The sequence below is a fragment of the Micrococcus sp. PSi08 genome (assembly GCF_054960655.1).
This window is the reverse complement of sequence record NZ_JBHNYP010000006.1, coordinates 1-24,590: the sequence shown is the minus strand read 5'-3', so window position 1 is coordinate 24,590 and position 24,590 is coordinate 1. Positions and strand designations below refer to the sequence as shown.

At 73.5% G+C, this 24,590-nt stretch carries 23 protein-coding genes; 4 read left to right on the top strand and 19 right to left on the bottom strand.

Features of this window, described 5'->3' with window-relative positions:
- The first annotated feature begins 8 nt into the window (after positions 1 to 8).
- Positions 9 to 941, top strand: coding sequence for an HhH-GPD family protein (locus ACFI33_RS02990; RefSeq protein ID WP_179297177.1), 933 nt, complete (start codon positions 9 to 11; stop codon positions 939 to 941).
- A 37-nt stretch (positions 942 to 978) separates the two neighbouring features.
- Here ACFI33_RS02990 and ACFI33_RS02985 read toward each other — a convergent pair whose 3' ends face one another.
- The 7 genes from ACFI33_RS02985 to ACFI33_RS02955 all read right to left on the bottom strand — a co-directional run bounded on the left by ACFI33_RS02985 (position 979) and on the right by ACFI33_RS02955 (position 8,055).
- Positions 979 to 1,494, bottom strand: coding sequence for an amino-acid N-acetyltransferase (locus ACFI33_RS02985; RefSeq protein ID WP_065572796.1), 516 nt, complete (start codon positions 1,492 to 1,494; stop codon positions 979 to 981).
- 96 nt (positions 1,495 to 1,590) lie between these two features.
- Entirely contained in the window at positions 1,591 to 1,773 is a 183-nt protein-coding gene (locus ACFI33_RS02980) for an Rv0909 family putative TA system antitoxin (RefSeq protein WP_041104640.1), read from the bottom strand.
- Between the two features lie 325 nt (positions 1,774 to 2,098).
- The gene (locus tag ACFI33_RS02975) at positions 2,099 to 4,654 is read right to left on the bottom strand and encodes an ATP-dependent Clp protease ATP-binding subunit (RefSeq protein ID WP_127435172.1); all 2,556 of its coding nucleotides are present in this window, start codon (positions 4,652 to 4,654) and stop codon (positions 2,099 to 2,101) included.
- Between the two features lie 156 nt (positions 4,655 to 4,810).
- On the bottom strand, positions 4,811 to 5,113 hold the full coding sequence (locus ACFI33_RS02970) for a histone-like nucleoid-structuring protein Lsr2 (protein ID WP_036314827.1): 303 nt from the start codon (positions 5,111 to 5,113) through the stop codon (positions 4,811 to 4,813).
- A gap of 164 nt (positions 5,114 to 5,277) precedes the next feature.
- On the bottom strand, positions 5,278 to 5,517 hold the full coding sequence (locus tag ACFI33_RS02965) for a hypothetical protein (RefSeq protein WP_002856071.1): 240 nt from the start codon (positions 5,515 to 5,517) through the stop codon (positions 5,278 to 5,280).
- 1 nt (position 5,518) lies between these two features.
- Complete coding sequence (gene lysS / locus ACFI33_RS02960) at positions 5,519 to 7,033, bottom strand: lysine--tRNA ligase (RefSeq protein ID WP_127435171.1); 1,515 nt, start codon at positions 7,031 to 7,033, stop codon at positions 5,519 to 5,521.
- Between the two features lie 32 nt (positions 7,034 to 7,065).
- Positions 7,066 to 8,055, bottom strand: a complete 990-nt coding sequence (locus tag ACFI33_RS02955) for a 2-hydroxyacid dehydrogenase (protein ID WP_127435170.1) — start codon at positions 8,053 to 8,055, stop codon at positions 7,066 to 7,068.
- Between the two features lie 165 nt (positions 8,056 to 8,220).
- Here ACFI33_RS02955 and ACFI33_RS02950 point away from each other — a divergent pair, with 165 nt between their 5' ends.
- Positions 8,221 to 10,095 carry an MDR family MFS transporter gene (locus ACFI33_RS02950; protein ID WP_044658624.1) on the top strand — a complete coding sequence of 625 codons (1,875 nt, stop codon included), beginning with the start codon at positions 8,221 to 8,223 and terminating at the stop codon, positions 10,093 to 10,095.
- The gene (locus ACFI33_RS02945; protein WP_036314817.1) at positions 10,088 to 10,597 is read left to right on the top strand and encodes a MarR family winged helix-turn-helix transcriptional regulator; all 510 of its coding nucleotides are present in this window, start codon (positions 10,088 to 10,090) and stop codon (positions 10,595 to 10,597) included. Before ACFI33_RS02950 ends, ACFI33_RS02945 begins: the two co-directional genes overlap by 8 nt.
- Positions 10,598 to 10,636: 39 nt before the next feature.
- Here ACFI33_RS02945 and ACFI33_RS02940 read toward each other — a convergent pair whose 3' ends face one another.
- From ACFI33_RS02940 to ACFI33_RS02895, 10 genes are all read right to left on the bottom strand, one after another.
- Positions 10,637 to 12,700 (bottom strand): M13 family metallopeptidase, encoded by a 2,064-nt coding sequence (locus tag ACFI33_RS02940; protein WP_061866852.1) that lies wholly within the window; start codon positions 12,698 to 12,700, stop codon positions 10,637 to 10,639.
- 151 nt (positions 12,701 to 12,851) lie between these two features.
- Complete coding sequence (locus ACFI33_RS02935; RefSeq protein WP_036314813.1) at positions 12,852 to 13,334, bottom strand: SRPBCC family protein; 483 nt, start codon at positions 13,332 to 13,334, stop codon at positions 12,852 to 12,854.
- A 47-nt stretch (positions 13,335 to 13,381) separates the two neighbouring features.
- The gene (locus ACFI33_RS02930) at positions 13,382 to 14,080 is read right to left on the bottom strand and encodes a DNA-3-methyladenine glycosylase (RefSeq protein WP_036338463.1); all 699 of its coding nucleotides are present in this window, start codon (positions 14,078 to 14,080) and stop codon (positions 13,382 to 13,384) included.
- A complete protein-coding gene (gene panC / locus ACFI33_RS02925) occupies positions 14,077 to 15,108 on the bottom strand; it encodes a pantoate--beta-alanine ligase (protein ID WP_036338460.1) in 1,032 nt (343 codons plus the stop codon). Before panC ends, ACFI33_RS02930 begins: the two co-directional genes overlap by 4 nt.
- 153 nt (positions 15,109 to 15,261) lie before the next feature.
- Positions 15,262 to 15,960 (bottom strand): DUF3618 domain-containing protein, encoded by a 699-nt coding sequence (locus ACFI33_RS02920; RefSeq protein WP_127445786.1) that lies wholly within the window; start codon positions 15,958 to 15,960, stop codon positions 15,262 to 15,264.
- A complete protein-coding gene (locus ACFI33_RS02915; protein ID WP_115260167.1) occupies positions 15,957 to 16,424 on the bottom strand; it encodes a phage holin family protein in 468 nt (155 codons plus the stop codon). Before ACFI33_RS02915 ends, ACFI33_RS02920 begins: the two co-directional genes overlap by 4 nt.
- Positions 16,421 to 17,236, bottom strand: a complete 816-nt coding sequence (locus tag ACFI33_RS02910) for a hypothetical protein (protein ID WP_115260168.1) — start codon at positions 17,234 to 17,236, stop codon at positions 16,421 to 16,423. Before ACFI33_RS02910 ends, ACFI33_RS02915 begins: the two co-directional genes overlap by 4 nt.
- Positions 17,237 to 17,394: 158 nt before the next feature.
- Entirely contained in the window at positions 17,395 to 18,621 is a 1,227-nt protein-coding gene (locus tag ACFI33_RS02905) for a glycerophosphodiester phosphodiesterase (RefSeq protein ID WP_127445785.1), read from the bottom strand.
- A gap of 171 nt (positions 18,622 to 18,792) precedes the next feature.
- Positions 18,793 to 20,982: an alpha/beta fold hydrolase gene (locus ACFI33_RS02900; protein ID WP_095347121.1), complete on the bottom strand. Its 2,190-nt coding sequence runs from the start codon at positions 20,980 to 20,982 to the stop codon at positions 18,793 to 18,795.
- 95 nt (positions 20,983 to 21,077) lie between these two features.
- Positions 21,078 to 21,527 (bottom strand): DUF3806 domain-containing protein, encoded by a 450-nt coding sequence (locus tag ACFI33_RS02895; protein ID WP_020625300.1) that lies wholly within the window; start codon positions 21,525 to 21,527, stop codon positions 21,078 to 21,080.
- Positions 21,528 to 21,788: 261 nt separating this feature from the next.
- On the opposite strand from ACFI33_RS02895, the gene ACFI33_RS02890 reads away from it, so the two are divergent.
- Positions 21,789 to 22,265 carry a low molecular weight protein-tyrosine-phosphatase gene (locus ACFI33_RS02890; RefSeq protein ID WP_036316216.1) on the top strand — a complete coding sequence of 159 codons (477 nt, stop codon included), beginning with the start codon at positions 21,789 to 21,791 and terminating at the stop codon, positions 22,263 to 22,265.
- Positions 22,266 to 22,392: 127 nt separating this feature from the next.
- Here ACFI33_RS02890 and ACFI33_RS02885 read toward each other — a convergent pair whose 3' ends face one another.
- Together ACFI33_RS02885 and ACFI33_RS02880 are read right to left on the bottom strand one after the other, a co-directional pair.
- Positions 22,393 to 23,343: a Rossmann-like and DUF2520 domain-containing protein gene (locus ACFI33_RS02885; protein ID WP_036337199.1), complete on the bottom strand. Its 951-nt coding sequence runs from the start codon at positions 23,341 to 23,343 to the stop codon at positions 22,393 to 22,395.
- Positions 23,340 to 24,434: a PH domain-containing protein gene (locus ACFI33_RS02880; protein ID WP_462623754.1), complete on the bottom strand. Its 1,095-nt coding sequence runs from the start codon at positions 24,432 to 24,434 to the stop codon at positions 23,340 to 23,342. Before ACFI33_RS02880 ends, ACFI33_RS02885 begins: the two co-directional genes overlap by 4 nt.
- Positions 24,435 to 24,590: the final 156 nt, after the last annotated feature.

Here is a 24,590-nt window from a genome sequence, read left to right as displayed (position 1 = left end):
TGGACGCCATGCCCGCGCCCGCCCCCCTCGTCCCGCCCACGGTGGACGTGCCGCGCCTGCACGACGCGGTGCTGGGCTGGTTCGCCGTCCACGCCCGGGACCTTCCCTGGCGCAGCCCGGACTGCTCCCCGTGGGGCGTGCTCGTCTCGGAGATCATGCTCCAGCAGACACCGGTCGTGAGGGTGCTGCCCCGCTGGCGGGAGTGGCTGGAGCGCTGGCCCACCCCCGCGGACCTGGCCGCCGCCCCCACCGCAGACGTGCTCACGGCCTGGGACCGGCTCGGCTACCCGCGCCGGGCCCTGCGCCTCCAGGAGGCCGCCCGGGCCGTCGTCGAGCGCCACGACGGCCGGGTGCCGGCCGACCCCGCCGCCCTGCGCGCCCTGCCCGGCATCGGCGAGTACACGGCCGCGGCGGTCGCGAGCTTCGCGTTCGGCATCCCCGAGACCGTCGTGGACACCAACGTGCGCCGGGTGATCGCGCGCGCGGTCGCGGGTGAGGCCCTGCCCGGCAGGTCGCTGACCCGCGCCGAGATGCGCCGCGCCCAGGCCCTCATGCCCGAGGACCCCACCCGCGCCAACGCGTGGAACGCGGCCGTCATGGAGCTCGGGGCCCTCGTCTGCACCGCCCGCTCCCCCGCCTGCGAGCGCTGCCCCCTGGCGGAGACGTGCGCGTGGGTCGCGGCGGGCTCCCCGCCGCCGGTGGAGGTGCCGCGCGGCCAGGCCTGGGCCGGCACGGACCGTCAGGTGCGCGGGGCCGTGATGGCCGCCGTCCGCGAGCACGGGCGCGTGGCCGAGGCGGAGGTGCCCGCCGTCGTCGTGGCCGGGGGGCGGCTCGGGTCGCACCGCCCCGACGACGCGCAGTGGGCGCGGTGCGTCGCCGGGCTCGTGTCGGACGGGCTGCTGGCCCGGGACGACGACGGCGGCCTCACCTTCCCGGACTGACCTCGCCGGGGCACGGGGCGGCCCGCGGTGCGGCGGATCAGAGGCGGCGGATCATCCGCGTGTTGCCGAGGGTGTTCGGCTTGACCCGGGCGAGGTCCAGGAACTCGGCGACGCCCTCGTCCGTGGAGCGCAGCAGTTCCGCGTAGACCTCCGGGTCCACGGCGGACTGGTCCGCCATCACCTCGAAACCGTGCCGGCGGAAGAACTCGACCTCGAAGGTCAGGCAGAAGACCCGCTCGACGCCCACGGCCCGCGCCCGGCCCAGCAGCTCCTCGATGATCAGGTGCCCGACGCCGGCCCCCCGGTGGGCCTCCGAGACGGCGAGGGTGCGGACCTCGGCGATGTCCTGCCACATCACGTGGAGGGCGCCGAAGCCGGCCAGGGTCCCATCCGCCTCCTCGGCGACCACGAACTCCTGGATGGCCTCGTAGTAGGCCACAGCCTCCTTCTGGAGCAGCACGCGCTCCCGCGCCAGCGGCTCCACGAGCGCCTGGATGACCGGGACGTCCTGGGTCCGCGCCGAGCGGAGGGTGAGGGGGCGGTCGGCAGGCATGGGGTCCAGTCTAGGCACGGACATCCCGACCCCGGACAGACGGGAGCCCCCGTCCCGGCGGACCGGGCGGGGGCTCCCGCGGCGTCGACGGCAGGCTCAGGCCTGCTGCTCGCCCTCGTCCCCGGACAGGAACTTCTCCTGCGCGCCGTCGACACCCTTGTTCACGGTGTCGCCGTGCTCGCCGAGCTTGTCGCCGTGCTGCTCCTGAGCGTTGTCCACGGCCTCGTCGATCTTGTCCGAGTGCTGGTTTGCGAGGTTGTTCAGGTCACCGATACCCATGGGCGGCCTCCTTCTTCTCGGGGCTGCTCCGCGGCCGTCCCGGCGAGTGCCGGGCCGAAGCGGAGACAGGACCACCGTCGAGCGGTCACAGACCACAGTGGCACCGATCCCGCCGCGAGGGAACCCCTCTCGCGCCTGCGGGGAGGCGGGCCGGTTCAGCGGTCCTTCGCGAGGCCGTCCTTGATGCCGGCGGCGGTGTCGCGGACCTCGGCCCCGGCGCCCCGCGGGGGCACGACGACGGCCCGCCGCCTCCTCCCCGAGGGGAGGGGCGACGGGCCGTGGGCACCGGATGCGCGGTCCGGCGTCTCGGATCAGGCCCCGCGGGTCACGCGGAGCGGGCGGCGTCCACCGGATCGCCGGCACCGGACTCGAGCTCGGCCAGGTCCGCGCCCTCCAGGGCCTCCCGGCCGCCGGAGAACGTGAACGTCAGCTCGGCGCCCTCCCCCTCGCCCGTGGTGTCCACGGTGATGAGGGAGCCGGCCGGGATCTCACCGAAGAGGATCTTCTCCGAGAGCTGGTCCTCCACCATCTGCTGGATGGTGCGGCGCAGCGGGCGGGCACCCATGGCCGGATCGTAGCCGCGGTCCGCGAGCAGTTCCTTGGCGGACTGGGTGAGCTCGATGGACAGGTCCTGCTCCGCCAGGCGCTTGCCGAGGCGGGAGATGAACAGGTCCACGATCTGCACGATCTCGTGCTTCTGCAGCTGCGGGAACACGATCACGTCGTCCACACGGTTGAGGAACTCGGGGCGGAAGTGCTGGCGCAGCTCCTCCTTGACCTTGCCCTTCATCCGCTCGTACCCGGTGGTGGTGTCCGTGGCCGACTGGAAGCCGGTCATGACGCCCTTGGAGATGTCCCGGGTGCCGAGGTTCGTGGTCATGATGATCACGGTGTTCTTGAAGTCCACCACACGGCCCTGCGAGTCGGTCAGGCGACCGTCCTCGAGGATCTGCAGCAGGGAGTTGAAGAGGTCCTGATGGGCCTTCTCCACCTCGTCGAACAGCACCACGGAGAACGGACGGCGGCGGACCTTCTCGGTGAGCTGGCCGCCCTCCTCGTAGCCCACGTAGCCGGGAGGGGCACCGAACAGACGCGAGACGGTGTGCTTCTCCTGGAACTCGGACATGTCCAGCGTGATGAGCGCGTCCTCGTCCCCGAAGAGGAACTCCGCGAGGGACTTGGCCAGCTCCGTCTTGCCGACGCCGGTGGGGCCGGCGAAGATGAACGACCCCGAGGGGCGGTTCGGGTCCTTCAGGCCCGCGCGGGTGCGGCGGATGGCGCGGGACAGGGACTTGATCGCCTCGTCCTGGCCGATCACGCGGCGGTGGAGCTCCTCCTCCATGTTGCGCAGGCGGTCCGTCTCCTCCTCGGTGAGCTTGAACACCGGGATGCCGGTGGACTTGGAGAGCACCTCGGCGATGAGGTCCTCGTCCACCGTGGCGACGTCGGCGTCCGCACCGGTGCGCCACGCCTGTTCCTTCTCGCGGCGCTCGTCCTCGAGCTGCTGCTCCCGGTCGCGCAGGCGGGCGGCGCCCTCGAAGTCCTGGCCGTCGATGGCGGCCTCCTTCTGGGTGCGCGCCTCCGCGATGCGGGACTCGTAGGCCTTGATCTCCGGCGGCACGGTCATGCGACGGATGCGCAGACGCGCGCCGGCCTCGTCGATCAGGTCGATGGCCTTGTCCGGCAGGTGCCGGTCGGAGACGTAGCGGTCCGCCAGGCCGGCGGCGGCCTTGAGCGCACCGTCCGTGATGGAGACCTTGTGGTGTGCCTCGTAGCGGTCCCGCAGGCCACGCAGGATCTCCGTGGCGTCCTCGACGGACGGCTCGGCGACCTGGATCGGCTGGAAGCGGCGCTCGAGCGCGGCGTCCTTCTCGATGTGCTTGCGGTACTCGTCCAGCGTGGTGGCGCCGATGGTCTGGAGCTCGCCCCGGGCCAGCATCGGCTTGAGGATGCTGGCGGCGTCGATCGCGCCCTCGGCCGCGCCCGCCCCGACGAGGGTGTGGATCTCGTCGATGAACAGGATGATGTCCCCGCGGGTGCGGATCTCCTTGAGCACCTTCTTCAGGCGCTCCTCGAAGTCGCCGCGATAGCGGGAGCCGGCCACGAGGGAGCCGAGGTCCAGCGAGTAGAGCTGCTTGCCCCTGAGCGTCTCCGGGACGTCGCCGCGGTCGATCGCCTGGGCCAGGCCCTCGACGACGGCGGTCTTGCCGACGCCGGGCTCGCCGATGAGCACGGGGTTGTTCTTGGTGCGGCGGGAGAGCACCTGCATGACGCGCTCCATCTCACCCGCACGCCCGATGACGGGATCCAGCTTGCCGTCGTGCGCGGCCGCGGTGAGGTTGCGTCCGAACTGGTCCAGCACCACGGAGCCGGCGTTCTGGCCGGCCTCCGCGCCCTGGCCCACCCCGGCACCCGCGGTCTCCTTGCCGCCCTGGGCGCCGCCCTGGTAGCCGGAGAGCAGCTGGATGACCGTCTGACGGACGCGGTTCAGGTCCGCGCCGAGCTGCACGAGGACCTGGGCGGCCACGCCCTCGCCCTCGCGGATCAGGCCGAGCAGGATGTGCTCGGTGCCGATGTAGTTGTGGCCGAGCTGCAGCGCCTCGCGCAGGGACAGCTCGAGCACCTTCTTGGCGCGCGGCGTGAAGGGGATGTGGCCGGGCGGGTTCTGCTGGCCCTGGCCGATGTCCTCCTGCACCTTCTCTCGCACGGCGCCCAGGGAGATGTCCATGGACTCCAGTGCCTTGGCTGCGACGCCCTCACCCTCGTGGATCAGTCCGAGCAGGATGTGCTCGGTGCCGATGTAGCTGTGGTTGAGCATGCGCGCCTCTTCCTGGGCGAGCACGACCACCCGACGGGCGCGGTCGGTGAATCTCTCGAACATGGGCACACTCCTTGCGTACGGTCGTGGTCGACACTACGCACCCGGACCGCGTGCCGCGCGGCTGTTCGCCAGCGGGAGAAGCGGCCCGGCCGTCGTCGGGAGGGGCCGGAACGAGGCCCGGGGACGCCGATTCCTCGACGCACCCGGGCGGGACGCTCACTTGCGCTTCGCGTTGCGGTAGGCCTCCACCACGTCGCGGTGCAGACGGCCCCGGCTCGAGACCTCGTAGCCGTTCTCGGCCGCCCACTTGCGGATCTGGGCGGCCTCGACCTTGGGCGACGGCGGCGCCACGGCGCGGCCCTTCTTCATGTAGGGCTTCAGGAACTCACGGAGTTCTGCGGCGTGCTCCTTCGACAGGTCGATCTCGTAATTGCGACCGTCCAATGCGAAGTTCACGGTCTCATCTGCAGGCGAACCGTCAAGATCATCCACGAGGACCACTTCTACCTTCTGTGCCAACGGTGATTCCCACTTTCTTCTCTCGTGCGCGTGTCCCTGGGTTCCGGTCTTCGCTCTCGGGCTTCTTTCCCGCGTGCTCACGATTCCGGCCGTGCACTTGTGGTGAGTCAAGAATACCGCAACAAAACCGGGCAGAAGGATTCTTCAACGCCGGGGAAGGAATCTCAGCGGGCGCGGTCCTCCGGATCGGCCTCCGGCCCTCCCTCGGCTCGGCGTCGGGCCGCCCACTCACGGGCCTCGGCCTCCTCGCGGGCCGCCCGCGCGTCCGCGCCCGAGAGCCGGCGGGCCTGACTCTCGCGCTCACCCGTGTCCGAACGCAGCAGGGAGCGCATCACCAGCCAGAAGATGAGCCCGAGGCCGATCGAGGGGGCGAGGACGGAGAAGTAGTCCCAGAAGTCGGCCATGTCAGGCCTCCGGCTTGAGCAGCGGGAAGAGGATGGTCTCGCGGATGCCGGCGTCCGTGAACAGCATCACCAGGCGGTCGATGCCCAGGCCGATGCCGCCCATGGGCGGGGCGCCGTACTCGAGGGCGCGCAGGAAGTCCTCGTCCAGCTGCATCGCCTCGTCGTCGCCGGCGGCCGCCATCGCCGACTGGGCGGTCAGGCGCTCGCGCTGGATGACGGGGTCGATCAGCTCGGAGAACGCGGTGCCGCGCTCCATGCCGCCGATGATCAGGTCCCAGGCCTCGATGACCCGGTCGTCCGAGCGGTGCGGGCGCGCGAGCGGCTGGGCGGCCGGCGGGTAGTCGTACACGAACGTGGGGTACATCAGGGTGGGCTCCACGATCTCGCCGAACAGCTCGATCACGAGCTTCTCCGCGTCCCACGCGGGGTCCACCTTGACCTCGTGCTCCGCGGCGATCGCCCGCAGCGTCTCGGCGTCCGTCTCCGGGGTGATCTCGCGGCCCACGGCCTCGGACAGCCCCGGGTACACGGCGACCCAGGCCCACTCGCCGTCGAGGTCGATGACGCCCTTCGCGGTCTCGAGCCGACGCCCGGCGCCCACCGCGTCCGCGGCGTTGAGGATGATCTCCTGCATGCGCTCGGCCATGACGTGCATGTCCGCCCACGCCTCATAGGACTCGAGGGTGGTGAACTCGGGCGAGTGGGTCGAGTCCACGCCCTCGTTGCGGAACACGCGGCCGATCTCGAACACGCGGTCGATGCCGCCGACGACGGCGCGCTTGAGGTACAGCTCGGTGGCGATGCGCAGGGTCATCGGCTGGTCGAACGCGTTGAGGTGCGTCTCGAAGGGACGCGCGAGGGCGCCGCCGTGGACGAGCTGGAGCATCGGGGTCTCCACCTCCACGTAGCCGTGGCCCTCGAGGGTGCGCCGCACCGCCGAGGTGACCTTGGCGCGGGTGTAGACCATGCGGCGGGCCTCCTCGCGCACGATCAGGTCCGCGTAGCGCTGGCGGACGCGGGTCTCCTCGTTCAGGTCCGCGTGCAGCACGGGCAGGGGGCGCAGCGCCTTGGAGGCCATCTCCCATGCCGAGGCCATGATGGACAGCTCGCCGCGGCGCGAGACGATCACCTCGCCGGTGACGGAGAGGAAGTCGCCCAGGTCCACGACCTTCTTCCAGTCGGCCAGGGACTCCTCACCGACGGCGGCCAGGGACACCATGACCTGGAGGCGGACGGCCTCCCCGTCCGCGCCGGACTCCTGCAGGGTGGCGAAGCAGAGCTTGCCGGTGTTGCGGAGGAAGACGACGCGCCCGGTCACCGACACGGTCTCGCCCGAGGCCCAGTCAGGCTCGTGGCCGTCGAACCGCTCACGCACCTCGGCCAGCGCGTGGGTGCGCGGCACCTGCACGGGGTAGGCCTCGCGGCCCGAGGCGAGCAGCTGCTCACGCTTGGCGGCGCGGACGGCCTGCTGATCGTGGTGGTCGACGGCGGCGGAGGCGGAGTTCTGGGTGGTCACGGTCCCCGAGTCTACCGACGGCGCCCCGCCGGTCAGCCGCGCACCCCGGGGTTGACGAGGGCCGGGACCTCCGCGCCCGTGGCCATGGCGATCGCGTTGCGCGCGGCCAGCTCGGCCATCGCGGCGCGGGTGTCCCGGGTGGCGGAGCCCAGGTGCGGCAGGAGCATCACGTTCCCCAGCTCGGCCAGGCCCGGGGCGAGGGCGGGCTCGTCCTCGTAGACGTCCAGACCGGCGCCGAAGAGCCGCCCCTCGCGCAGGGCCGTGACGAGGGCCGCCTCGTCCACCACGGGGCCGCGGGCCGTGTTGACGAGGACGGCGTCGTCCTTCATCTTCGCGATCACGTCCGCATCCACGAGGTGGTGGGTGTCGTCCGTCAGGGGCACGTGGAGGGACAGGACGTCCGCGGCCTCGACGAGCTCCTCCCAGCGGACCTGACGGACGCGGCCGGCGAGGTCGCCGAGCTCCGCGGCCGCGACCTCCCGGTGCGCGGGCGGCCGCGGCGCGAACACGACGTCCATGCCGAAGGCGAGCGCACGCTCGGCCACCGCCTTGCCGATCCGCCCGAAACCGGCCAGGCCCAGGGTCGCGCCGCGCACGTCCCGGCCCACGAGCAGGTCCGGCGCCCAGCCGTGGAACCGCCCCTCGCGCACCATCCGCTCACCCTCGGGGGCGCGGCGGGTCACACCGAGAATCAGGAGCATCGCGATGTCCGCGGTGGCGTCCGTGAGCACGTCCGGGGTGTTGCCGACGGCGATCCCCCGCCGCGTCGCGGCGGCCACGTCCACGTTGTTGTAGCCGACCGCGTAGTTGGCGATGCCCCTGATCCGCGCGTCGGCGAGCACGTCGGCGGTGAACTTCTGGTCCAGGGCCGCGACGACGACGTCGTAGTCCCCCGAGGCCACCAGCCGCGCGAGCGCGGCGTCCCCTCCGACGTCGGCGCCGTCCACCACCTCTCCGGCCTCGCGCAGCATCCCGAGCCCGGGCTCAGGGAGGCGGGTCATGAGCAGGAAACGGGGGGTCACGGCGGGGCCTCACTCTCGGATCGGGGGGAGGACGCGGCGTCGTCCGGCGTGACCAGGCTAACTGCGGACGGCGGGTGCGGCCCGGGCCGACGCCCCTTATGATTGACTCTCGTCAATCATTGACTTATGTCAATCACCGCGCCGCCCCTCCCGCCGAAGGACCCCATGACCCCGACCTCCCCCGCCCCCGAGGCCGTCGCGCCGGCCGGCGCCCCCTCGCTCGAGCGCGCCGCCGCCGACGCCGCGCGCCACCGCTCCGTGCTCCAGGCCCTGACCGGCCTCCTGCTGGGCATGTTCGTCTCGATGATCGCCAACACGGTGGTCTCGACCTCGATGCCGGTGATCATCCACGACATCGGCGGCGACCAGACCGCCTACACCTGGGTCATCACCTCGGCCCTGCTCGCCACGGCCATCGCCACCCCGATCTGGGGCAAGCTGGCCGACCTCGTCAACCGCAAGGTCCTCTTCCAGGTCGCCCTGGCGATCTTCGTCGCCGCCTCCGCGGCGGCCGGGTTCACCCACGATCCGACCTTCCTGATCGTCTGCCGCACCGTGCAGGGCCTGGGCGGCGGCGGCCTCGTCGCGCTCAGCCAGGTGATCATGGCGGACATCATCAGCCCGCGTGAGCGCGGCCGCTACATGGGCCTGTTCGGCGCCGTGATGGCCGTGGCCACGGTGGGCGGCCCGCTCGCCGGCGGCGTGATCACCGACCTGTGGGGCTGGCGCTGGAACTTCTTCGTGGCGGTGCCCTTCGCCGTCGTCGCCCTGGTGATGGTGCAGCGCACCCTCCACCTCCCGCACCGCGAGCGCCAGAAGGTGTCCATCGACTACCTCGGCATCGTGTTCCTGACCGCGGCCACCGCGCTGCTGCTGATCTGGGTCACCAGCGCCGGTCGCGACTTCGACTGGGCCAGCACCACCACCGCGTGGATGCTCGGCGGCGCCGCCGTCGCCACCGTCCTGTTCGTCGTGACCGAGCTGCGCGTCGCCGAGCCGCTCATCCCGCTCACCCTCTTCCGCGACCGCACCTTCACCCTCGCGACGATCGCCTCGATCGCCACGGGCCTGGCCATGTTCGGCTCCTCCGTCTACCTGGCCCAGTACATGCAGCTGGCCCGCGGCGCGACGCCGACCCAGGCCGGCCTCATGACCATCCCGATGATCCTCGGCCTGCTCGTGTCCTCCACGGTGATCGGCGGCCTCATCACCCGCACCGGCGTGTGGAAGCGCTGGCTCGTGATCGGCGCCGTCCTGCTGATCGCCGGCACCGCCCTGCTCGGCACCCTGCACTACGACACCTCCTTCTGGCTGGTGTCCCTCTACATGTTCCTGCTCGGCGCCGGCGTCGGCATGACCATGCAGAACCTCGTGCTCGTGGTGCAGAACACCACCGACCCGCGGCAGATGGGCGTCGCCAGCTCCGGCGTCACCTTCTTCCGCACCCTGGGCGGCAGCATCGGTGTCGCCGTGATGGGCGCCGTGGTCTCCAACGTGGTCCCGGACCGCATCGAGGAGCGCCGCGCGGACCTCGCCGCGGCCCTGCGCAGCCTGGGCCCGGACGCCGCCGAGTGGTCCGAGAGCCTGCAGTCCAGCACCCTGCCACGCGTGGCAGAGATGCCCGACGGCCTGCGCTCGATCTTCGAGGACGTCTACGCCACCGGCATCTCCCACGCGTTCCTCGTGGGCGTGCCCCTCGCAATCGTCGCGCTGATCGCGATCCTGTTCCTGCCGAACATCCCGCTGGGTCGCATGACCACCTCCGAGCGTCTCCACGCCACCCGCGCCGACCTGGCCACCCACTCCACGGCCGAGGCCATGCAGACGCTGCCCGCGACCGGTCCGATCCCCGTGGTGACCGCGGCGCAGGGGCAGCATCCCGCCGAGGACCCGGAGGAGTCCCGGGCGGTGGCGGCCGAGCGCCCGGCGACGGCGTCGCCGGTGGCCGGCCGGCCCGTCGTCCCCGCGGCGCTGGCCGTGGCGGGGACGGCCCTGCTGGCGGCCGTCGTCACCGCGCTGGTCCGGGCCCGCCGTGGCTGACGGCGCCCCGGACCCGGGCAGAGGCGGCGACGACGCGGGCTTCGAGGCCGCCGTCCAGGGGCTCGAGCAGGCGTTCTCGCGTCTGGTCCTGCAGCACCGCCAGGTGATGGTCCGCTACGCGGCGGCCCTCAGCCCGGCCCTGTCCGTCGGGGCGATGAAGGCGTTCATGATGCTGGCCAACGAGGGGACCATGACGCCCTCGGCCGTGGCCGAGGGCCTGCTGGTGGACCGCGCCCAGGTCTCCCGCATGGTCCGCGACCTCGAGGCCGCCGGGCTGATCACCCGAGAGCCGGACCCGCGGGACCGCCGCTCCGCCCTCCTGAGCGCCAGCCCCGAGGGGCTCGCCCGCCTCGACGCGGTGCGCGGCGGCCCGGCGGGTCGCGGGCTGCGCGACGACCTGGCGCGCTGGGACCGCGAGGACATCCGGACGCTGACGCGCCTGCTGGACCGGCTGGCCGCCGAGCGTCAGACCCGGATGCAGGACCCCGCCGAGTCCGAGTGAGCCGCCGGCCGGACCCGCGGGCCCGGCCGGCGGGCGGGATCACCAGATGGTGACGCGCTCCTCCGGGGCCAGCCACATGGGATCCCCCTCGCGCGTGCCGAACGCCTCGTGGAAGGCGTCGATGTTCTTGACCACCTGGTTGCAGCGGAACTCGTTGGGCGAGTGCGGGTCCGAGGCGATGCGGGTGACCATGGCCTCCGGTCGCGTGAGCTGACGCCACACGGTGGCCCAGGCGGTGAAGAACTCGCGGTCCCCCGCCGCGGCGTCGAGGGAGGCGCCGTCGCCCTCGTCCCGCCAGATCTCCAAGGCGCGGTGGGCGATGCCCAGGCCGCCGAGGTCGCCGATGTTCTCCCCCAGGGTGAACTCGCCGTTGACGCGGTGGTCCGGGGCCTCGGCCGGGGAGAGCGCGTTGTACTGGGCCACCAGCCGGGAGGTGCGCTCGGTGAACGCCGCGCGGTCCTCCTCGGTCCACCAGTCCTCGAGCCGACCGGCGCCGTCGTACCGCGAGCCCTGGTCGTCGAAGCCGTGGCCGATCTCGTGGCCGATCACGGCGCCGATCGCCCCCAGGTTCGCGGCCATCGAGGCCTCGGGGTCGAAGAACGGGGGCTGCAAAATGGCGGCCGGGAAGACGATCGCGTTCTCGAGCGGGGAGTAGTACGCGTTCACCGTCTGCGGCGTGATGTGCCACTCCTCCGGGTCCGGCCCGTCCGCGATCTTGCGCAGGTCCCGCTCCCACTCGAGCTCCGAGGAGGAGCGGGCGTTGCCCAGCAGGTCGCCGGCGTGGACCTCGAGGGCGGAGTAGTCCAGCCACTTCGAGGGGTAGCCCACCATGGGGCGGAACATCGCCAGCTTCTCGAGCGCCCGCTGACGGGTCTCCTCGCCCATCCACTCGAGCTCCTCGATGGACCGGCGATAGGCCTCCTGGAGCAGGCCCACGAGCTCGTCCATCGCGGCCACGTGGCCCTGCGGGAAATGGCGGGCCACGTAGAGCTGCGCCACGTCCTCGCCGGCCGCCCCGTTGACGAACGCGACCGCGCGCTTCCAGCGGGGGCGGACCTCCTCGGTGCCGGCCAGGCGGCGGCCGTAGAAGGAGAAGTTCTCCTGCACGAACGCGTCCGGCAGGAAGCCGGCGAAGGAGCGCAGCACCTGCAGGATCAGCCAGTGACGCCAGTCCTCGAGGTCGGCGGCCTCGGGTCCCTCGAGCAGCCCCTGCACACCGGAGAGGAAGTCCGGCTGCCACACCACGACCTCCGCGGCGCGCTCGCCGGCGGCGTCCACGCCCTCGAGCCACGCGTCGGCCAGGGGGAAGAGCTCCGTCAGCCGGTCGTGGGTCATGGGGTTGTAGCGGGCCACGGCGTCCCGGCTGCGGACCAGGTCCCAGTGCAGGGCGGCGATGCGCTTCTCCAGCTCCACCACCCGGACGCCCAGCGCGGCGGCCTCGTCCCGGTCCGCGCCGATCCCGGCCAGCGTCAGCAGGCGGCCGGTGTGCTCGGTGTACTGCGCGAGGATCTCGGCGTAGGCCTCGTCCCGGTAGTAGGACTCGTCCGGCAGGCCCAGGCCGCCCTGGAGCAGGTGCAGGAGCATGCGGTCCGGGTTCCCGGCGTCGTTGAGTGCGCCGGTGTTGATGAGGCCGGAGACGCCCTGACGCTGCAGTCGCCCGGAGAGGGTGAGCAGCTCCGCAGGGGTGGTCACGGTGGCCACCGCCGCCAGGTCCGAGGCGATCGGCTCGAGGCCGCGGGCCTCCACGGTCTCGTCGTCCATGAAGGAGGCGTACAGCGCGGCGATCCGGCGCTTGAGCTCCGGATGCTCCATGCCCTCCGTGTCCTCCGCATCCAGCGGCGCGAGCGGGGCGTCCCGGTGCGCGCCGGCCGCGGCCGTGGCCTGCACGCGCGCCTGGGCGGGGTCGAAGCCCGCGCCGACCTCGCGCACGGCGTCCTCGCACAGGTGCCGGACGGCGAGCTCGGCCGCGTCCCGCAGCTCGAGGAACGCGCCGTAGGCGCCCTGGTCCGCGGGGATCTCGTGGGTGTCCAGCCACCCGGTGTTGACGTGGCGGTACAGGTCCTCGCGCGGCGACGGGACTTCGGGCTCGGCGGTGGCGGTCACGGCGGATCCTCCTGGACGTGGGGGGTGGGACGGTCTCGCACGGCACTCTAGCCGTGACACCGGACACGACGACGGGCACGCACCCTGGTCGGGTGCGTGCCCGTCGTCGTGGGGACGGCCGGCCCGGGGGCCGCCGTCGGGAGGCGGGGGCTCAGCCGACCTCGGCGGCCAGCTTCGCGAGCGACTCCTCCATCTGCTCCTCGGAGACCATCGGGAAGAGGTTCTTCTCCAGCAGCTCCGGGTCGGTCACGTCGGTCCAGTCGTAGGTGAGGGACACGTCCGTGCTGCCGGAGCCGTTGTCCTCGAGCCGGTAGACCCACTGCCAGCCCTTGGGCTCGGTGCCGGCGGGGGCGGTCTTCCAGCCGACCAGCTTGTTCGGGTCGTAGGCGACCACGTGGTTGTCCGTCTGGTAGTCGCCACCCATGTGCTCCGCGTGCATGTTCATGGTGAACACGTCGCCGACCTTCTGGATGCGCTGGGTCTTGTCGTCCGACTGCACCATGCCCGAGCCGTCGAACTTCGCGTGGTTCGCGGGCAGGGTCAGGAAGTCGAACACGTCCTTGGCGGACGCGTCGATGGTCCGGGTGACGGTCTGCTGGGTCTCGCCGTGGGCGGTCTTGTTCATCTCGGTCATGGGATCAACCTAGGCACGGGGCCGGGGCGGCCGACAAGGTCTGGGGCTCAGTCCGGCACGTTGCGCCCACGCCGGAACGCGGACACGCTGCGGTGGCCGGCCACGCTGAACCGCCACGGGAAGCGCACGGAGCCGCCCTCCCCCGAGACGCCGACGCGCGGGCCCGTCACGACCTCGGTCGGCGGCTCGGCCGGATCGCGGGGCGCGGGCGGGGCCAGGAGGAACCGGGCGGGCGCGGCCGGCGCGGCGAGGCGGGCCGGGGTGCCGCCGTCGTCGGCCACCTCCGGCGGCGCGGCGACGATCTCCACGGGCGCATGGCCCATCTCCAGGGTGATGCCGAGGCCCTGGCCGAGGTTGCCCGGGCCGGAGAGCAGCTTGAGGCCGGTGTCCCGGCCACGGCGGGCCACCGCGAGGTCCCCTCCCGCGAGCACCTCGGCCGCACGCAGCAGCACACCGCCGGCCTCCCCCTCGGGGTGGCCGACCAGGTTCAGGCAGCGGTGGATGCCGTAGTTCAGGTACACGTACGTGCGCCGCGGCGGCCCGAACAGCGCGGCATTGCGCTCGGTGCGACCGCGGAACGAGTGGGCGCCGGGGTCCGCGCCCGCGTTCCCGTACGCCTCGGTCTCGGTCAGCCGCACGGTGACGGCGCCGTCCGGGGCGACGACGGTCAGCCGGCACCCCAGCAGCGTCGCGGCGAGCGTGGGCGAGGGGCTGTCGAAGGCGGCGGCGAGACGCTCCGGGGTCACGGCAGGGGCCCCGCGGCGGGCAGCACCATGGTGTCGATCAGCCGGACGGGCGGCACGTGCGCGGCCACGAGGGCGAGGGCCTCGCGGCGCAGCGGCTGGCACAGCAGCTCCGGACCGAGCTCGGCGAAGGTGTCCCGGTCCACCACCACGAGGTGGTCCAGCTCGACGCCCGGCTCGTCCTCGACCATCCGGCGCGCGGCCTGGACGTCGACGGGTTCACCGGACGCCGCGGCGTCGGCCAGGGAGCGCAGGGCGCGGCTGAGGACGAGCGCGTGCTCCAGGCCCGCGGCGTCCAGGCGGGTGTTGCGGCTGGAGAGCGCGAGGCCCTCGGGCGAGCGGACGATGGGCACGGCGCGGACGTCGACGTCGATGTCGAGGTCCGTGGCCAGGCGGCGCAGGACGGTGAGCTGCTGCGCGTCCTTCTGGCCGAAGTAGCTGCGCAGGACCGGCGCCGCCGGGCGCACGATGTTCCACAGCTTCGCCACGACGGTGGCCACGCCGTCGAAGTGGCCCGGGCGGGAGGCGCCCTCGAGGACCTCCCCCATGCGGCCGGCGGAGACGGTGACGATCGGCGCGTCCGGGTAACCCGGGTACATCTCCTGCACGTCCGGGGCGAACACGACGTCGGCGCCCGCCGCCGCCAGCAGGTCCAGGTCCGCGTCGAGGGTGCGCGGGTAGTGCTCCAGGTCGGCCGGATCGCCGAACTGGAGCGGGTTCACGAAGATGCTGACCGCGACGACGTCGTTCTCGGCGCGGGCCCGCCGCACCAGGGCCGCGTGGCCGCCGTGGAGGGCGCCCATCGTGGGGATCAGGCCGACGGTGACGGGCTCGGCGTCGCCGTCGTCCGTGGCGTGGGCGACGAGCTCACGGAGAGCGGAGCGCATCTCGGCGACGGTCCGGGCCAGACGCGGGCGCGCGGAGACGCCGTCGGCCTCGGCCGTCACGGGAGCGGGGAGGGCGTCCTCGAGGGTCAGGCCGGTGCCGGCGGGGACGGGGCGCTGGTCGGGGACGCGGTCGAGAGGGGTCACCCTCCGAGTCTAGGCACGGGGCCTCGGGGAGGACTTCCGCCTCACCACGCGCATCTGGTCCAAGGCCTGAGCCGCGGGCCGGATTCGGCCCCAAACGCGCGACGCCGGCCAGTCCCGTCAACGGGACCGGCCGGCGTCGTGCTCGGGTCGGGCTCAGGCGTCCTTCGCGGTGTCCTTCACCTGGCGGGCGGCGTCCTGGGACTCCGCCTTGAGGTCCTGCGCCGTGTCCGTGCCCTGCTCCTTGAGGTGGGAAGCGGCCTCGGCGGCCGACTCCTTCACGCTCCCGGCGGCCTCGCGGGCGGCGGGCTCGAGGTCCTCGCGCAGCTGCTGGGCGGCCTGCTTGGCCTCGTCCACCAGCGGGGCGGCCTGCTCCTTGAGGCCCTCCGCGGCGCGCTGCTCCACGCGTGAGGCGGGGATCAGCGAGCTGAGCAGCAGGCCGGCGCCGAAGGCGATCAGCCCGGCGGCCAGCGGGTTGCCCGCGGTGCGGCCGCGCAGCTGAGCCGGGGCCTGCTGCAGGGCGAGCTGGGCGTCGTCGGCCCACTCGGACACGCGGTCGCCGGCGTCGCCCAGGCGGTCCTGGGCCTGGCCTGCCGCGCCGTACGCGGAGGCCCGGGCGTCGTCGAGCACCCCGTGGGCGCGATCGCCCAGCGAGGGCTCGTGGCGGTGCTGCTCGGGGGAGCCCATGATGTTCTCCTTCGCGTGGATGAAGCCGTCCTTGATGCGGTTGGTCTGCCGGGACACGGCCTTCGTGGGGCTCACCTTCTCGGCGAGGGCGTCCACGTCCTGGCCGAGCTCGCGGCGCGTGCGCTCGATGTCGGCGCGGATCTCATCGGGGTTGTTGCTCGTGGTCATCGCGTCTCCTTCGCGGGGTTCAGGGTCTCGGGGATCTCCTGAAGCGTCTCCTGGGTCTGCGGCAGACCCTTGATCTTCTCGATGTCCTTCTTGCCCTGCACGGCCAGCACGGCCGCGACGACGCCCCACAGCACGGCCACGATCAACGCGGCCCAGCCGATCGGCAGGAACACGTCGAGCAGGTACATCAGGGCCAGGGACAGGAACATCAGCAGGAAGAAGCCGCCGACGGCGGCGCCGGCCAGCAGGCCCGCCCCCTTGCCGGCCTTCTTCGCGGACTCGGTGGCCTCGGCCTTGGCCAGGGCGATCTCCTGGCTGACCAGCGTCGACAGCTTGGCCGACAGGCTCTGGAACATCTCGCCGAGGCTCTCGTGCTCGGCGCGGAACTCCGCCTGCGTGGGCGGCGGGGTGTGCGCGCCGGAGTGCGGCGTCGCGTCGCGGAACGGTTCGTGGGCGGTGCTCATGCGTCACCCCCGGGCCGGGTCTGGTCGAACGGCCGCTCGGCGGTCAGGCCCTGCTGTACCGGCGCCTGCGTGCCGTACGGGATGTCCCCGACGCCGGCCGCGCGGCGGGGCCCGGCACCGTCCGCGACGCGGCCGTCGGCCTGGGAGAGCGAATCGCTCGAGTAGGCCGGGGCCTGCGAGTCCAGGTGGTGCGGGGTCACGTCCGCGTGCACCGCGTCCGGACGGGTCTCGTGACGGCGCGGCGCGGTGGAGGCGGCGGAGTCCGGCTGGGCGGCGTCGCGGATGCCGCGCGTCAGTCGACCGGCCACCAGCCCGGCGCCCAGGGCGAGGGCCAGGAACGTGCCCGGGCGGCGAGCGGCGAAGCCGCGCACGTCCTGCAGCAGGTCCTGCGGGGACGCGGTCTCCAGGCGCTGCGTCAGGGCCTCGGCACGGTTCGCCACCGAGGCGACGCCCTGACGCACCAGGTCGGTCTGCGGCTGCTCACCGGAGACCACGCGGTGCAGGTCGTCGGTGTAGCTGCGCACCTGGCCCGCGAGCCGTTCCTGCTGGGTCTGCACCTGCGCGCCGACCTGCTCCTGGGCGGAGCCGACCAGCGACTGCACCTGGTCAGCGGCCTCGTCCTTCACCTGGCCGGCCTCGTGCTTGGCGGTGGCTGCGAGGTCCTGGACCTTGTCCTTGGCGTCGTCGGCCACGGCCTTCGCCTGGCCCTGGGCCTCGCCCGCGGCCTGCTGGGCCTTGTCCTTCGCCTGGTCCTTGGCGTCACGGCCCTCGGCTGAGGAGCCGTGGGCGTTCTTCGGCGTGTTCGTCGTCATGCTGTGCCTTCCTTCGTCCGGGTCGGCGGCCCCTCGTGGCCGACCCTTCTGGCCGTCCACGTCACCGGGTCCACCGGTCTTGAACGCCAAGGTAAGCACCGCAGGGACCCTGCCGGAAGACCTCGGGTCCGCCGGGATCGTCTCCGGTCGGGACGGGGTCAGCGCACCTTCAGGCCCTGCTGGGCGGTCTTGCCGACGCCCCGGCCCGGGTGCTCCTTCTTGCCCTGCATCCAGGTGTCCACGGCCTGCACGCCGAGGTCGGGGTGGTCGGTGAAGAAGCCGTCGATGCCGGCGTCGAGGAACGGCTGGATCATGCCGACCATGTCGCCCTGCGCATTCGGATCCGCGGAGGAGCGGAACTCCGTGTAGAGGAACTGGTTCTCGGCGCGGAAGGTGTACGGCACCACCTCGAGACCCGCGCGGTGGGCGAGGGAGACGAACGCGGTCTCCTCACCCATCGAGCCGTCCTTCTCCTTGGTGATGATCTGCGCGAAGGCCGGGCCGAGCGTGTCGACGCCGGCCGCGCAGACCTCGCGCATGCCCGCGGCGGTCTCGTAGAAGTCGTAGTCGCGGACGGTGTCGCCGGCGGCCACGGAGTCGTAGGGCGCGCCGGTGACGCTGGACAGGAACACCGTCTCGGCCTTGAGGCCGAGGTTCTCGTTGAGGTCGCGCAGGTTGGCGAGCTCGAAGGACTGCACGGCGGCGGGGGCGTTGCGCTTGTTCAGGCCGTGCTCGTGGAGCAGCTCGACGACGCGCTCCTCCATGGACAGGCCGAGGGAGTCGAAGTAGGTGGGGTGCTTGATCTCGGGGATGACGCCGATCTCGCGGCCGTACCGAGTTGAGAGGCGCTCCCGCAGCTCGAGCACCTCCTCGAAGGTGGGCACCTGGTACCGGCCGTCGTAGGACGCGGACTCGGGGCGGACCTGCGGCAGGCGCTCCTTGGCGCGCAGGGTCTTGAGCTCGGCGAGGGTGAAGTCCTCGGTGAACCAGCCGGTGAGGGCCACGCCGTCGACGACCTTGGTGGTCTTGCGGCCCGCGAACTCGGGTCGCTGGGCGACGTCCGTGGTGCCGTCGATCAGGTTCTCGTGGCGGACCACGAGCACGCCGTCCTTGGTGGAGACCAGATCCGGCTCGATCACGTCCGCGCCCTGGGCGGCGGCCAGCTCGTAGGCGGCCAGGGTGTGCTCGGGGCGGTAGCCGGAGGCACCACGGTGGCCGACGACGTCGGGGCGCACCACGGGCTTGCCCGTGGCGGACTGCGCGGCGGCCGGGGCCGTCGGTGCGGCGGGGGCGGCGACGGCCGGGGCGGCCAGCGGGGCGCTGACGGCGACGGCGGCGGCGAGGGCCACGAGGCCGCGGGCGGCGTGACGACGGACGGAGGTCATGGAACGGTCCTTTCCGGGAGGGGGATGACCGCTCCAGTGGGCCAGATCCGGGTGTCGGCCGGGTGGCCCCCCACCGGCCACAGACGGCCCGCCCGGTGAACAGCCGGTGACGGGCAGCTGATCGGAGACGTTCAACCGCCCGTCACGATGCCCGGCGCCGGGCCCGGCGGCTCAGCCCGCCGTCGACGACGGCCGCGTCAGTCCCAGCGTCTCCGGGGCCGACGGGGCGCCGTCGCCGAGGACGTGCTCGCCCAGGAAGCCGAGGACGACCTCGTACCAGACCTTCGCGTGCTGCGGGGCCAGGATCCAGTGGTTCTCGTGCGGGAAGTAGAGGAACCGGTGGTCGGTGGTGCCGTCCGCGGCGGCCGGCCGCCCAGACTTCGCCAGCAGGTCCGACCACAGGCGCAGCCCCTCGCCGATCGGCACGCGGTAGTCCTTGTCGCCGTGGATGACGAGCATCGGGGAGACGATCTCGCCCACGAACCGGTGCGGCGAGTTCTCCTGCTGCATCTGCTCGTCCATCTCGCGGGCCCAGTAGAACGCGGCATCCGTCGTCGGGCCGAAGCCGTCCAGCGCCCACAGCGAGGCGTGCGTGACCACGCACCGGAACCGGTCGGTGTGCCCGGCCACCCAGTTCGCCATGTAGCCGCCGAACGAGCCGCCCATGGCGGCGGTGCGGTCGCCGTCGACGTCCTCGCGCGCCACGACGGCGTCCGTGAGCGCCATCAGGTCCGTGTAGGGCGCCTGACCCCAGCGGCCCCAGCCGCGTTCGATGAAGTCCTGGCCGTAGCCCGTGGACAGCGCCGGGTCCGGCAGCAGCACCGCGTAGCCGCGCGCCGCCATGATCCACGGCGTCCAGCGCCAGCTCCACGCGTTCCACGAGCCCAGCGGCCCGCCGTGGATCCACAGCAGCAGCGGGTGGCCGCCGGCCGGCGCCTCCCCCTCGGGGAGCACGAGCCAGCCGCGCACGCGCGTGCCGTCCTCGGCGACGGTCTCCACGTCCTCGAGGGTGCCCGGGATCGCGGGGCGCTCCACGGGGTTCGGCAGGCGCGTGGTCTCGCCCGTGGCCAGGTCGATCCGCGCCACCTCCGGCGGGAACAGGTAGGAGGAGCGGACGCCGTAGGCCGTGGCCCCGTCCGGGGAGAGCACGATGTCGGTCCACGCCTCGTCCTCCCGGGTCACCTGCGCGACGGCGCCGGTGGCCACCTCGATGCGGAACACCGGGCGGCGGCCCTCGGAGTCCGCGAGCGCGATCACCGCGGAGTCGTCCGGCAGCCACGCGACGACGTCGGCCCAGCGGTCCCAGCCGTGGGCCAGGGGCGTGGTCTGGCCCGTGGCCGTGTCCATCACGTACAGGCGCGGGTGCACGGCGGAGTGCGGGGTGGAGTCGGGGGTGCGGACGACGACGGCGCGCGTGCCGTCATGGCTGACGGGGCCGACGGCCACGTCCTCACCGGGGACGTCGTGCAGGACGCGGTGCTCGCCCGTGGCCAGGTCCACGCGCACCACCGTGCCCTCGCGCACGTTGCCGCGAGCCTCGGCGGTGGCGGCCGTGGTGAGCAGGAACGAGCCGTCCGGGGCCACCTGCGCGCCGATCCCGAACGCGTGGGAGCGCGGGAATCCGGAGACGTGGCGCAGGTGGTGCGCCACGTCGTCGGCCTCGGGAGCCAGGCCGGAGGCGGCGGGGCCGGGCTCGGCGGCGTCGGCGTCCGTGGCGGGCTCGGCGGCGTCGGCGTCCGTGGCGGGCTCACCCTGCGGGTCCGGGCCGGGCTCGAGGACGAAGAGCTCGGGGCGGGCGGGGCCGAGGTCGTGGTCCCAGAAGCGGATGGGGTAGCCGGTGTGCAGGATGGCGTCCACGCCGGCGTCCTTGCGGGTCTGCGCGAGGGCCGCGTGCTCGGCCTCGGTGGTCGCACCGAGCAGCCGGTCCGCCGTGACGACCACGCGGTCCGCCGCGGAGGCGCACGTGACCGCGGCGACGCCGCCCGGGCGGGAGAGCACCACGCGCGCCTCGCCGCCCCGGGCCGGCAGGGCCCACAGGGCGCTGCGCTTCTCGGCCTCGGCGTCGGCGGGGTCGGGGCGGGCGGAGGTGAAGAAGAGGGTGCCGTCCGCGGCGAACTGTGCGCCGGCCTCGCCCTCGCGGGAGCGGGTCAGGCGGTGGGCGGGGCGCTCGCCCGCGGGGTCGACCTCCCAGAGGGCGGTGGCGTAGCCGGTGCCCTTCGCGTCCCGGGTGGCGACGGTGGTCACCAGGCGGGCGCCGTCCGGGCTGAGGGTGAGACCGGCCACGCGCGGCAGGGCGGTGAAGGCGTCGAGGTCGTGGAAGGGGGTGGCGGGGGTGTCCGCGGTGTCCGGGGTGGAGGTCATGCGTTCGTTTCTATCGGCCCGCACGTGATCCGGGCAACACGGAGGGCGGCGGGGTGGTGGCATCGACGGCGGGCCGCCCCGGTGCCCGCCGCGCCTCAGGCGCCGGGCCGCGTGCCGGCGTCGGCCCGGATCTGCTGGAGCTGCTCGCCGAGCCAGTCGACGTACTCGCCCATCCACTCCCCCGTGGCCTGATGGTTCCAGCTCTGGCCGACCACCGGCTGCGGGAAGACGACGGCGTCCGAGAGGGTGTCCCGCAGCGCGAGGGCGGGCCCCTCCTCATCCGCGACCGTCACCCACTGCATGCCGTGGCGCGCGCCCAGGTGCTCGCCGAGCAGCACCGCGACGACGTCCAGCAGCACCGCCAGCTCCTCGGGGTCCAGCTCCTCGGCTTCGGCCTGCGAGCGGGCCAGCACGGCGTCGTAGTAGGCGGCGACCGCGTCCAGGTCCAGGTGGTCCACGCCCTCCTGCGCGGCGAAGTCGCGGCGGACGCGCACCCACTCCCGCTCGGGCTCGGTCAGGGGGCTCATCTCGGGCTGGTCGGTCATGGCCTCCATCCTGCCAGGCGCGTCGGGCGCCGCCGTCGCCGGAACCGACGGTGCCAGCCGCGCTTTCGTTCGAGAAACGGCGGCGTGTCGCAGCGCTTTCGTTCGGGAAACGGCGAGGAGCCGGGGGACGGACCGCCTGAGGCCTCCGTTTCACCAGCGAAAACGCTCGTGGACGCGCCCATCTCGGCACCGAGAACGCATGCGCGGCCGAGCTGACCGTCGTCGTCCGCCGCCCCCGCCCGGACTTGAGACACTGGCCCCATGCGCATCATGACCGTCTGCCTGGGGAACATCTGCCGCTCGCCCGCCGCCGAGGCCGTGCTGAACCGCAAGCTCGCGGAGGCTGGTCTCGACGACGTCGAGGTCACCTCCGCCGGCACGTCCGGCGAGCACGTGGGCGCCCGGCCGCATCACCTCACCCGCGAGGTCGGCGGCGAACTGGGCTACCAGTTCCCGACGGTGGGGGTGCAGCTGTCCGCCGACCTCATGGACGACGCCGACCTGATCCTCGCGATGGACGAGTCCAACCTCGCCGATGCGCGGCGGCTCGCGACCACGGACGAGCAGCGGGACCGGATCCACCTGATGGGCGAGTTCGCGTCGGATGCGGACAGCGCCGGGGTGCGCGAGGTCCCCGATCCGTATGGGTATCCGCGGCCGCAGTTCGAGGAGATGTACCGGCAGATCGAGGACGCAGCAGACGGCGTCGTCGCCGCGATCCGCGACGGGCGCCTCTGACGGCCGGGGCGCGGTCTCGGGGTCCCGTCCCAGCGACGCGAACGCCGCCGGACCCGCCGTTTCCCGAACGAAAACGATCCGGGACCCGCCGTTTCCCGAACGAAAGCGGGGGCGGCGGGGGGGTCGGTCAGTCGTCGTGGGGGTCGTCGGAGCCGTCGAGGACCTCGCGCAGCCGCGCCGCCGCGTCCGCGCGCAGCGTGCCGCGGGTCTCGGCGCGGTCGGTCGTCGCGCGGGCGAGGGTCTCCCACACGGCACGCACGTCGGCGGGCAATCCCCCGGCCTCGAGCTCGCCGAGGGTCTCGCGGTGGGTCCGCAGCGTGTCGACGTCACCGCGGGCGACGGGGCCGGTGAGGGCGCCGTCGCCGTCGGTGAGCGCGTTCTCCAGGGCGGCGGTCATGAGCGAGCGCAGCACCCGCTCCGGGTCGGCCACCCCGATCGTCTCGAGGATCTGACGGGCCTGCGCCGTCAGCGTCACCAGGTGGTTCGACCCGTGGGACAGCGCCAGGTGGTAGGCCGCCCGGTCGGCCTCCTTCACGACCACGGGCTCGCCGCCCATCTCCACCACGAGCGCCTGGGCCACGGGCAGCACCACGGGGTCAGCGGTCACGCCGAACACGCAGTCCTGCAGCCGGGCGACGTCGAGGCTCAGCCCCGTGAACGTCATGGCCGGATGGATCGCCAGGGGGATCGCCCCGTGCGCGCGCACCGGCTCCATCACCCCCACCCCGTAGCGGCCGGAGGTGTGCACGAGCAGGTGGCCGGTCTGCACGTGGCCCGCGGCGGCCAGGCCGGTCACGAGCTCGCCCAGCGCGTCGTCCGGGACGGCGAAGACGACCATCTCGGAGCGGCGCAGGATCTCGGGGATCTCCAGGACGGGCACGCCCGGCAGGAGCATCTCCGCGCGGTCCCGCGAGGCCTCGGAGACGGCGTGCACGCCCGTGATCGTGTGGCCCGCAGCCCGCAGCGCCGAGCCCAGCACGGCCCCCACCCGGCCCGCGCTCACCACGCCGACGCCCAGCCGCCCGGGCCGCTGCGCCGGGTCGTGCGGGTCCAGGCTCAGGTCGAGTCCGCCGGTCATCGCTCCTCCTCGCCGCGCACAGCGGGGACGTCTGCCCCGCTCTCCTCCCCGACGACGGCGCCGCCGCCGACGCCGGCCCGCGCCAGTTCGCGGCGGCCCACCTCGGTGGCCGCGACCTCGCGCGTGCGCTGCTCGAAGCGGGCCAGCTCCTCGGGGCGCATCCACTGATCGCGGTCGGCGAGGCGACGCGAGACGGCCGCGTGCCGGGCCTCCCGGGCGTACAGGTCCACGGCCACGTCTTCGTCGAGGTCGCGGACCACGGCCTTCGCCCCCGCGACCCACACGCGCACCGTGGCCAGACCCAGGCGGCGCTGCACCGGGCCCTGCACCAGCTCGGCCGCCTGCACGCGCTCGTGCTGGAGGGTCTGCAGCCGGCGGTTCAACCAGCCGCTGCGCACCACCAGGAGGGTCCGCGTCGTCGTGAAGCCGATCCGCTGCCAGGCGAACCAGTTGAACCACCACCTGCCGCGCCGCGGCACGTGCTGGAAGCCGCCCTCCGTGCCGGAGCCGTGCACGCCCAGGTGCATGAGCCCGGCGGGGGTCAGCCCCTGCGCGGCGCGCGGATCACCGTCCAGGCCCGGGTCCGGTGCCACGACCGTGAGGACGCGGAGCACGTCCTCCCACGGACCGACGGGCAGCGCGACGTCCCGGGCGCCGTCGGACTCCTGCAGGTAGCCGGCCACCGCCATGTTCACCCGATACCAGCCGAAGGGCCGCCAGAACAGGGGCTGGGAGACGGTCACCCCCTGCACCCGCCCCGGCGGGACGGTCTGGTGGGTGGTCTCGGTGAGCCCGTGCCGCAGTCGCAGCCCGTCGGTGGAGCGGCGCACCTGGAAGCCCCAGCCGGCGTTCAGCCGGGACCACGCGACGCCGGCCACGGAGAACAGGGCCGGCAGGGACGCGGCCGCGCCGATCCCGGTCAGGGTCTCCCCCTCGTCCAGCACCGCCTCGGGCAGCAGCGCGACCACGAGGGCGAGACCGCCCAGCCAGATCAGGGACCCGGCCAGCACCCCCAGCACGCCTCCGGAGAGCAGGACGGAGCCGAGGAGCCGCCCCGCGGGCACCTGCAGCATGAGTTCGCCGGCGTCCACGGCGTCGGGGTCGGCGAGGCCGGGCTCGGCCGCTCGCTCCGGGGGGGGGGGGGGGGGGGGGGGGGGCCCGCCCCCCCCCCCCCCCCCCCCCCCCCCCCCCCCCCCCCCCCCCCCCCCCCCCCCCCCCCCCCCCCCCCCCCCCCCCCCCCACCCCCC